This is a genomic window from Spirillospora sp. NPDC049652, from assembly GCF_040675125.1.
Classification (GTDB): Bacteria; Actinomycetota; Actinomycetes; order Streptosporangiales; family Streptosporangiaceae; genus Spirillospora.
This window is the reverse complement of sequence record NZ_JBFAOF010000225.1, coordinates 1-9,071: the sequence shown is the minus strand read 5'-3', so window position 1 is coordinate 9,071 and position 9,071 is coordinate 1. Positions and strand designations below refer to the sequence as shown.

The 9,071-nt window shown below is 73.9% G+C and carries 10 protein-coding genes; 4 read left to right on the top strand and 6 right to left on the bottom strand.

Translation table 11 applies throughout. From position 1 onward, the window contains the following. From mptB to AB0J52_RS16850, 3 genes are all read right to left on the bottom strand, one after another. Positions 1 to 899: polyprenol phosphomannose-dependent alpha 1,6 mannosyltransferase MptB (gene mptB / locus AB0J52_RS16860; RefSeq protein ID WP_500182502.1), on the bottom strand; the 899-nt coding region annotated here is incomplete at its 3' end. Continuing rightward, positions 896 to 1,630: a glycosyltransferase family 2 protein gene (locus tag AB0J52_RS16855; RefSeq protein WP_500182501.1), complete on the bottom strand. Its 735-nt coding sequence runs from the start codon at positions 1,628 to 1,630 to the stop codon at positions 896 to 898. The genes mptB and AB0J52_RS16855, both read right to left, overlap by 4 nt. A gap of 214 nt (positions 1,631 to 1,844) precedes the next feature. Beyond that, positions 1,845 to 2,180 carry an STAS domain-containing protein gene (locus AB0J52_RS16850; protein WP_500182500.1) on the bottom strand — a complete coding sequence of 112 codons (336 nt, stop codon included), beginning with the start codon at positions 2,178 to 2,180 and terminating at the stop codon, positions 1,845 to 1,847. Between the two features lie 257 nt (positions 2,181 to 2,437). Between AB0J52_RS16850 and AB0J52_RS16845 the strand changes: the two genes are divergently transcribed. Continuing rightward, on the top strand, positions 2,438 to 2,809 hold the full coding sequence (locus AB0J52_RS16845) for a hypothetical protein (RefSeq protein ID WP_500182499.1): 372 nt from the start codon (positions 2,438 to 2,440) through the stop codon (positions 2,807 to 2,809). Between the two features lie 16 nt (positions 2,810 to 2,825). Here the strand turns inward: AB0J52_RS16845 and AB0J52_RS16840 are convergent, their stop codons facing one another. Then, positions 2,826 to 3,944: a sensor histidine kinase gene (locus AB0J52_RS16840; protein WP_500182498.1), complete on the bottom strand. Its 1,119-nt coding sequence runs from the start codon at positions 3,942 to 3,944 to the stop codon at positions 2,826 to 2,828. Beyond that, positions 3,941 to 4,798 (bottom strand): response regulator transcription factor, encoded by an 858-nt coding sequence (locus tag AB0J52_RS16835; RefSeq protein WP_500182497.1) that lies wholly within the window; start codon positions 4,796 to 4,798, stop codon positions 3,941 to 3,943. Before AB0J52_RS16835 ends, AB0J52_RS16840 begins: the two co-directional genes overlap by 4 nt. A gap of 270 nt (positions 4,799 to 5,068) precedes the next feature. On the opposite strand from AB0J52_RS16835, the gene AB0J52_RS16830 reads away from it, so the two are divergent. The 3 genes from AB0J52_RS16830 to AB0J52_RS16820 all read left to right on the top strand — a co-directional run bounded on the left by AB0J52_RS16830 (position 5,069) and on the right by AB0J52_RS16820 (position 8,309). After that, positions 5,069 to 6,163 (top strand): hypothetical protein, encoded by a 1,095-nt coding sequence (locus AB0J52_RS16830; RefSeq protein ID WP_500182496.1) that lies wholly within the window; start codon positions 5,069 to 5,071, stop codon positions 6,161 to 6,163. A gap of 177 nt (positions 6,164 to 6,340) precedes the next feature. Continuing rightward, the gene (locus AB0J52_RS16825; protein WP_500182495.1) at positions 6,341 to 6,511 is read left to right on the top strand and encodes a hypothetical protein; all 171 of its coding nucleotides are present in this window, start codon (positions 6,341 to 6,343) and stop codon (positions 6,509 to 6,511) included. Between the two features lie 259 nt (positions 6,512 to 6,770). Further along, a complete protein-coding gene (locus AB0J52_RS16820) occupies positions 6,771 to 8,309 on the top strand; it encodes a long-chain-fatty-acid--CoA ligase (protein WP_500182494.1) in 1,539 nt (512 codons plus the stop codon). Positions 8,310 to 8,355: 46 nt separating this feature from the next. On the opposite strand, the gene AB0J52_RS16815 is transcribed toward AB0J52_RS16820, so the two are convergent. Next, a partial coding sequence (locus AB0J52_RS16815) for an endonuclease/exonuclease/phosphatase family protein (protein ID WP_500182493.1) occupies positions 8,356 to 9,071 on the bottom strand: 716 nt, incomplete at its 5' end.

Here is a 9,071-nt window from a genome sequence, read left to right as displayed (position 1 = left end):
GCCCCGAGCAGGACGCCGCCGAGCAGGGCGCGGCCCGGCCCCCCGGCCGCCCGGGTGCACAGCACGAGCCCCGCGATCATGGCCGGGACCGCGAGGACGTCGTTGTGCCCCCCTCCCACCAAGTGGAAGAGGACCAGCGGGTTGCACGTCCACAGGAGCGCCGAACGCAGCCGTCCGGCGCCGTCCCGGGCCGTCCGGTAGAGGATCAGCGCGGTCAGGCCGAACGCCGCCAGGTTCTCCAGGGACAGGACGAACACCGTCAACCGGACCGAGTCCCCGCCGATCCAGGACGCGAGCGCCTGCCCGGCGGTCGCGACCGGGCCGTAGACCGAGGCCGTCCGCCGCCACTCCTCGGCCGCGCCGATGACCGGGTCGTGCGGCACGTCCGAGGCGGTCGTCGCGTACGGATCGTGGCCGGTGACCGCCATCCGGCCGTAGGACGCGTAGTTCAGGTGGTCGGCCGACCCGGTCGGCGGCATGAACGCGAACGCCGCCGCGACGAGCATCCCGCCCGCCACCAGCGGGAGCGCCCGGACACGCCAGCCGCGCCGGACCGCCAGGAAGCACGCGAGAAGGCCCCCGGCCCCGAGGGCCGTCGCCGCCGCGACCAGCCCGATCACCAGGTACGGCGACGGATGCGCGGTCAGCGAGAACGGCGGCTCCCCAGCGCCGCCGGGCAGGACGGGCTGGAACACCGACGGCCCAAGCAGGGCCGTGAGCAGGAAGCACGCCAGCGAGATCCCGATCCCGGCCAGCCCCGCGCTCCCGAGCCTCCGCGCGCGGAGCTCGCCGCACGGCCTCGGCGACCGGTCGGCCGCTGCCCGCTCAGGCCCGGTTCCGTGGTCGGACGCGCGCCGGTGGGGCGGGAAACGATGCTCGGCGGGATCGGCCGGCTTCACGAGCGGCGGTAGGAGCGCAGCCGGTCCAGGCTGGTCGCGACGGCGGGCTCGCGGACGGCGAGGGCGCGCGCGACGTCGCGGAACTGCCGGGCGCGGTGCACCTGGGCGTGCCAGTCGGTGCCGGTGGCGCGGTGCGCGAGCGGCACCTCGACCTCGGTCACCCGGAACCCCTTGCGCAGCAGGTCGATGGTGAGGGCCGTCTCGACGCCGAACCCGGCGGCGAGCGGCCGGGCCGCCTCGAACGCGGCGCGGGTGAGGCAGCGCTGGCCGTTCAGCGGCTGCGTCGGCGACCAGCCGGTCGCGCGGCGGATGCCGTCCCGCGACAGCCGGACGACGAACCCGTGCCCGCCCAGCTTCACCGTGGTCGAGAACACCGCGATCGTCATCTCCGCCTGGCCCGCCCGGACGGGCTCGACCAGCGGCGCGGCCTCGGCGGCGGTCCCGGCGAGGTCGGCGTCCAGGAACAGCAGGTGGCGGGGCTGGTCACGGCCCTCGTCCAGCAGCCGGACGGCCTCCGCCCCGGTCTCCATCGCCGCGCCCTTGCCCCGGTTGCGGCTGTGCCGGACGACCCGCGCGCCCGCCTGCTCGGCGGCCCGGCGGGTGCCGTCGGACGACCCGTCGTCCACGACCACCACCAGGTCCGCGCCGGGGAGCCCCAGGGCGGCCTCGACCGTCGCGCCGATCCGGTCGGCCTCGTCCTTGGCGGGGATGATCACCGCTACGTCCTGCATGCGCCCGATCGTAGCGACCACCGGACGCCCCACGCCGGAACCGAGCGGAACCGCCCGGCCCGGAGACGGGCTTCCCGGTGGGGTCGGACGGCGATCGGGTCCGGACGGCGATCAGGGCCGGGCGCGCGAGGGCCGGGCACGCTAGGGCCGGGCGCGCGAGGGCCGGACGGCGCGGTGCGCGCCGTCCGGCCGGGCGGTCAGGGCGTGGGGACCGTCAGAGAGAGTCGAAAGCGGGCACGGCGTCCACCACGGTGAACACCGTGTCGAGCCCGGTGACCTGCAGGATGCGCTTCACGGCGGGGCGTGGTGCGGCCAGTTCCAGCGCGCCGCCCTGCTCCTTGAGCCGCTTCATCGCGGACAGCAGGACGTTCATGCCGGTCGAGTCGCAGAATTCCACGCCGCTCAGATCGACGGTGACGCGGTCGGCCTGGTCGCGCAGCAGGCCCGCGAGCGCGGCCTGCAACCGGGGCGCGGTGTACAGGTCCAGTTCGCCGGTCGCTGTGACGACGGCGTGACCTCCCTGAGATGCGGTCGAGACATTGAGCTCCACGACCGGCACACTATCGGGCGAACGGCGCTCGAGCCAGGGAGTTGCCCAACTCCTCGTGTCGCGTGGGCGTGTCCTGCGCGTCGTGACGGTGCGTGAGGTGCCGGGAATGTCTCTGTTATGGCCGGTAGGCCGCCCGGACTACTGTTGATCTTGCGGTTCTTGGCCGTCTCCGGACCCTGGATCTGCCCGGTTCGCCCTCCCCGGCGTCCCCGCATGAGGGACCGTAGGGGCGTTGCCGCGCGGAGGAGGTGTGCACGATGAGGGCCGACCACGACGGGGATCCGCGCGAGCTCCGGCTGCGCGAGCGCCTCGGCTCGATGCGGGCGCGATCGGAGAAGTCCACCTCCTGGCGCTCGTCCACCCAGTACCTGGGCCGCCTGGTGAACCGCTCCGGGTTCGTCCCGGTCCGCACCCGGCTGACGCGCGAGGACCTGATGTTCCTGTCCGGCGCGCGGGACGAGGTCATCACGCTCACCGAGCTCGCGGTGCGCCTCGTCGACCTGCACCGGCCGCAGGACGCCGGCGGCATCACCAGCGACCCGACCAGCCCGATCCGCCGCTGCCGGGCCTGCATGTGGCGCTGGCCCTGCCCCACCTTCCGCGCCATCGAAGAAGGCCTCGACTCCTGACCCGCCGACCGGGCGGTCAGGCGGCCGCGGCGGGGAGGCGTACCTCGAAGCGGCAGCCGGGGCCCGTGTTGGTGACGCCGATCCGGCCGCAGTGGGCCTCGACGATGCCGCGGGCGATCGCGAGGCCGAGCCCCCCGCCACCGCCCGGGGTGCGGGCGGTCTCGCCGCGGAAGGCGACGTCGAAGACGCGCGGGAGGTCTTCGGCGGGGATGCCGCCGCAGGCGTCGGCGACCGTGACCCGGGCCTCGCCCGCGACGAGCGCGGCGGAGATCTCGATCGAGCCGTCGCCCGGGGTGTGCCGGATCGCGTTCACCACCAGGTTGCGCAGGGCACGGCCCAGCTCCGACGCGTCCACCTGCACCGGCCCGCCGGTCGACACCTCGCCGTGCAGCCGGACGCCCTTCGCGTGCGCCAGCGGCTCGGCGCCCGCGACGGCCTCGGCGACCAGGTCGGCGAGCCCGACGCGCTCGCGGGACAGGCGCAGCGCGCCCGCGTGGATGCGGGACAGCTCGAACAGGTCGTCCACCAGCTCGGCCAGCCGCTCCACCTCGACGCGCATGCGGCCGTGGTAGCGGTGGACGGTCTCCGGATCGGCGACGACCTCGTCCTCCAGGGCCTCGGCCATCGCGCGCAGCCCGGCGAGCGGGGTGCGCAGGTCGTGGCTGACCCAGGCGACCAGCTCCCGGCGGCTCGCCTCCAGGGCCTGCTCGCGCTCGTGCGCCTCCGCCAGCCGCGTGCGCGCCGCCTCCAGCTCGCGGGACAACTCGGCCAGCTCCGCGGGCAGCCGGACGTCCGGCGGTTCGAACGGGTCGGCCCGGACGGCCTCCACCAGCACCCGGTTCGCCGCGACGAGCCGCCTGCCGAGCAGCACCGACACCGCCAGCGCCACGGTCCCGGCCGCCGACACCACCCACAGCACCACGGTCACGTCGTGCTCGTTGAGCAGCATCATCAGCGAGATCACCACGATCCCGGAGACCGTGGCCAGCACCGTCGCCACGCCGACGATGGTCAGCTGCGTCGCCACCGACCGGTCGCGCAGCAGGTGCAGGGTCAGCAGGCCGGCCGCCGCGACCAGCACGGCCGCCAGCGCCGAGTACCAGGCGACCCAGACCAGATCCTCCAGAGGGATCATCGCCGCCCCCTCACGCGCTCGCCCCGGTCGGCCGTCTGCGCCGCCGCCGTGCGCGCGGTGTGCGAGGTGTCCGGAGTAGCCGGGGCATCCGGGGCGGACGGGTCGGCGGTGGACGGGTCGTAGCGGTAGCCGACGCCCCAGACGGTGACCAGGCGGCGCGGTGCGGCCGGGTCGGGTTCGAGCTTCTCGCGCAGGCGGCGGACATGGACGGTGACGGTCGCCGAGTCGCCGAAGGACCAGCCCCACACCCGGTCGAGGAGCTCCTCACGGGTGAAGGCGCGGCCCGGGTTGCGCAGCAGGAAGGCGAGCAGGTCGTACTCGCGGGCGGTGAGGGTGAGCGGCGCGCCCGCGAGCGTCGCCGTGTGGGCGCCCGGGTCGAGTTCGAGGTCGCCGTCGCGGAGCGGGCGGCCCTGCGCGGTGTGGAGCACCGCGCCGCGCGCCCGGCGCAGCACCGACCGGACGCGGAGGGCCAGTTCGCGCGGGCTGAACGGCTTGGTGACGTAGTCGTCGGCGCCCATCGACAGCCCGACCAGGCGGTCGGCCTCCGCGCCGAGCGCGGTCAGCATCACGACCGGGACGGCCGTGGTCTCGCGGAGCCTGCGGCACACCTCCAGGCCGTCCATGCCGGGCAGCATCAGGTCGAGGACGATCAGGTCGGGCGGGTTCTCGCGGGCGCGGTGCAGCGCGTGGCGGCCGTCGGCCACGCATTCGACGTCGTGGCCGTCGCGGACCAGGTACCGGGCGACGACCTCGGCGACCGTGGGGTCGTCGTCGACCACGAGGATGCGTCCGGGGACCTCCGGCGCCGCGGCGGCCGGTCGTCCGCCGGGCGAAGGGCGCGTCGGTGTGCTCACGAGGACCACGGTATGTGCGACGTGCGGAGATCGCGCCCTCGCGTCATCACTCTGTAAGAACTTCGGCGAGGAAACGTCCTGAGCGCGGCGAGAGGGCGGCGCGAGGACGAGGCGAGGGGCTGCCCGCGGGCGGGGCGAGGGCGGCCCGAGCCTGAGGCGTGGGCGGTGGCGGATCGGGGAGTTCTCCACCGTGTCGGCGGGCCGCCTTCGGCCGATGGAATCGGGGACGGAGGGGCTGCACCGGCGGGCGATGGTGGATTTAATGGTCAAATGCACCAGCCGACCCCCGCCGTACCTCCCGCCTCCCCCTTCCCGCCGCCGCGTCCCGGCCGTCCCGCCGGGTCGCGCGTGCTCCCGGCCCTGCTGCTGATCATGGGGAGCGGCGCGGTGGCCACGCTCGTCCTGACGGTCACGAGCTACCTGGGGGTGCGCGCTTTCAACCAGGTCCTGGTCGGGGGCGACCGTCCGGGCTTCCTGTTCTCCGACACCTACCTGTACATCCAGCTCGTCCTGGCCGGGCTGATCGTCGGGCTTCCGCTGCTGGCCGTCCGGTCGTCCAACCCCGTGGTGCCGGTGGTGGCGGCCGTCGCGGCCTTCGTGGCGCTGCGCGTCGGCTTCCTCGGGGGCAGTCTGGTGTACGACGCCGGCCGCCACGTCGACATCGTTCTCTCGCAGTCGTTCAAGCACCTGCCCCTCAAGCAGCTGATCACGCCGCTGGTGGCGCTGGTGGCCGCCGGGGCCGGGACGCTGCTCGGAATGTCGCGGGCCGGGTCCGCGGGACCGGCGATGCCCGCGCAGGGTGCGCCCGCGCCCGGCATGCCCGGGATGGTGGCTCCCGGTGCTCCCGGTGCTCCCGGGGCTCCGGTGATGGGTGCGCCCGGCGGACCGCAGTGGGGCGCGCCGCAGCCCCCGCCTCCCAGCGGGCAGCCGTTCAGCACCCAGCCGCCTCCCGGTCAGCCCGGTCAGCTTCCGGCGCAGCCCGGCCAGCCTCCCTTCCAGCCTGGCCAGGCCGGCGGTCCCGCCCCGTTCGGGGCAGCTCCCGGTTACGGGCCTCCGCAGCAGGCGCCGTCAGGGCCGTATGCGCAGCCTCCGGCACCCGGTGCCGTGCCGCCCCCGCCGCCCGCCGCTCCCCAGGCGGCTCCCGCTCAGGCTCCCGCCCCTGCTCCGGCCCCCGCTCCCGCTCCGGAGGCGTCCCAGGACGGGAAGCGGGAGACTCCCGCGCCGCAGACCATGCTGGACGCGAGTCGCACGATGCTCGACGGCACCGCCGCCGAGCCGGCGTCCTCCGACGAGCCCAAGGCGTCGCCCAAGACACAGCTCGACCAGCGCATCCCGGACGCCTCCGAAGGCAAGAAGGACGAGTAAGAGGCGCCTACGGCGAACGAGGCGGGCCACGGCATGCGCGGCCCGTCTCGTGTGCGCTCAGGGTGCGACCGGGGGCGTCCCCCTGAGGTCTCAGGGTCGGGATCGGGGAACGGTAGGGGTCGGCGTCGTCCTCCAGAGTGATGACGACGAGCGCGTTCCGGGCCTAGATTTGCAGGCATGGGACGGACAATCCTCACAATCGTCGGCGTCATCCTCGCGCTCTGGTTGGCCTTCGCCGTGCTCGGCTGGGTCCTGTCGATGCTGAAGTTCTTCTTCATCATCGGCTTCTTCGCGGTCGTCATCGCGCTCGTCGTCACGCTGGTCTCCAAGAGCAGCCGACGCGGCTAGTCGCGCCCTCCGCCGTACGGCGCGCGCCGCCGGAACGATCTCCGGCGCGCGTCGGCACGGATCCCCGCACGGGCCTCCCGTGCGGGGCCCGGCGTGCGCCTTCAGTGGCGTTGCCGTCGCCTTCCGGCAGGTTCCTTCGGTGTGGTGCGGAAAGCACCGGCGGAACCGCTTGTCCCGGGAACGCCGATGGCCCGATGATGCCCTCACCGCCGTGTGCCGGGCGGCGCGCGGGCGGGTCGTCGGCGAGAGGGGCGCGTCCATGCCGGTGTTGACCGAGATTCTTCGCGAACGGGCGCAGGCGCGTCCGGACAAGACCGCCTTCCACGCGGGAGAACGCGCGATCTCCTACCGGGACTTCGACGAACGCGTCGACCGCGCGGCGGCGGCGCTCGCGGCGTCCGGCGTCGGGCCCGGCGACCGGATCGCGATCCTCGACAAGAACTCCCTCGAATACGCCGAGCTGCTGTTCGGCGCGGCACGGATCGGTGCCGTCCTGGTGCCGGTGAACTACCGGCTCGCGCCGGACGAGGTGGAGTTCATCGTCTCCAACGCGCGCGCGCGCGTTCTCGTCGTCGGTCCCGACTTCGTCCCCATGCTGGACGCGCTGGAGGGCCGTCTCGAAAACGTCACGCGGACGGTGGTGACCGGCTCCGACTACGAGGAATGGATCGCGGCCGAGTATCCCGCCCCGCCCGCGCACGAGGCGAAGCCCTTGGACGTGTTCGTGCAGCTCTACTCGTCCGGGACGACGGGCCGGCCCAAGGGCGTGATGCTCACGCACGAGAACTTCGTGACCGCGCTGCCCATCACCGACGACCTCTGGGACCTGGACGAGTCGTCCGTGCTGATGGTCGCGATGCCGCAGTACCACGTGGCCGGATGCATCCTCACCGTCGGCGTCGTGTTCGACGGCCTGACCGGCGTCATCGGACGCGAACCGGACCCCGTCCTCATCGCGCGCGCGATCGAGCGGCACAAGGTCTCGCACATCTTCCTCGTCCCGGCGCTGCTGCAGTTCATGCAGATGCTGCCCGAGGTCGCCGAGTGCGACATGTCCAGCCTGCGGCTGCTGCTGTACGGCGCGTCCCCGATCAGCGACGAGGTGCTGCGCGGCGCGATCGCGATGCTGCCGGACACCGCGTTCATGCAGGTCTACGGGCTGACCGAGACCACCGGGGCGATCACCTACCTGCCCGTCGCCGACCACGACCCGGACGGCCCGAACACCGCGCGGCTGCGCAGCGCGGGCATCCCGTACCCCGCCTGCGAGCTGCGCATCGCCGATCCCGCGACGCTGGAGGAGCTGGCGGCGGGCGAGGTCGGCGAGATCCTCTGCCGGACGCCGCAGAACATGCTCGGCTACTGGGACCTTCCGGACGCCACGAAGTCCGCGCTGCTCCCGGACGGCTTCTTCCGCACCGGCGACGCGGGCTACCTGGACGAGGACGGCTACCTGTTCATCCACGACCGGGTCAAGGACATGATCATCTCGGGCGGGGAGAACATCTACCCCGCCGAGGTGGAGAACGTCCTGATGAGCCATCCGAAGGTGACCGACTGCGCGGTCATCGGCGTCCCGGACGACACCTGGGGGGAGACCCCTAAGGCGCTGGTCGTGGCGTCCGGCGAGGTCGCGCCGCGGGAGCTGATCGACTACTGCCGGGCGCGGCTGGCCCACTTCAAGTGCCCGTCGTCGGTCGAGCTCCGCGACGCGATCCCGCGCAACCCGACCGGCAAGATCCTCAAGCGTGAGCTGCGCGCCCCCTACTGGGAGGGCCAGGAGCGCGCCGTCCACTGACCCCCGCAGGGGCGCGCCGTCCACTGACCCCCGCGGAAAGTGCGCGTCAGCTGAAGCGGATCGTCGCGGTCAGCGGACGGTGGTCGGACGCGTGCACCGGTGCCGCCGGGACGCCGCAGGACAGCGCCGCGGACGGGCTGGCGAAGAGGTAGTCGGTCTTCTCGGTCGCCTTGCCCGAGGCGTCCTGGCGGGTGGGGTCGCCGACGCGCTTGCCGCCGCACTCGGAGTAGATGCTGTAGAACGCGTCCAGCGACTTCGCGCGCGGCTTGTCGGTGAAGTCTCCGCCGATGACGACGCGGTCGGCGTCGGCGAGTCCGAGCAGGGTCTGGGTCTGCTTGGGCCGCCAGGCGCCGTCCGGGTCGTCATCGGGCTCGGCCGAGCTGAACTGCGCGGTGCAGACCCGCGCGGCCCACGCCTGGACCGTTCCGCAGACCGCGATCCGGCCGTGTCCCGGCTGCGAGGGCAGGCCGGCGTGGCGGACCTCGGTGAGCGGCTCGCGGGTGGCGATGGCGAGACCGAGCCGGCCCTGGCCGTTCACGCAGGTCCGGTCGGTGCGGTCGTCGGCGGCGGGCTGCGGCGCGAACGTCCAGCTCCAGCTCTTCAGCCTGCCGAGCGCCTTCAGCGACTTGACCTGAGCCGAGCAGACGCGTTGCAGCAGGAGCGCGTCGGGCTGGACGGGCCGGCCCGCGACGGCGGTGGCCGCGAGCTGCCGGTCGATCCTGCGCACCAGCCCGTCGGGGTCGCCGCCGAGCGGGCAGCCGG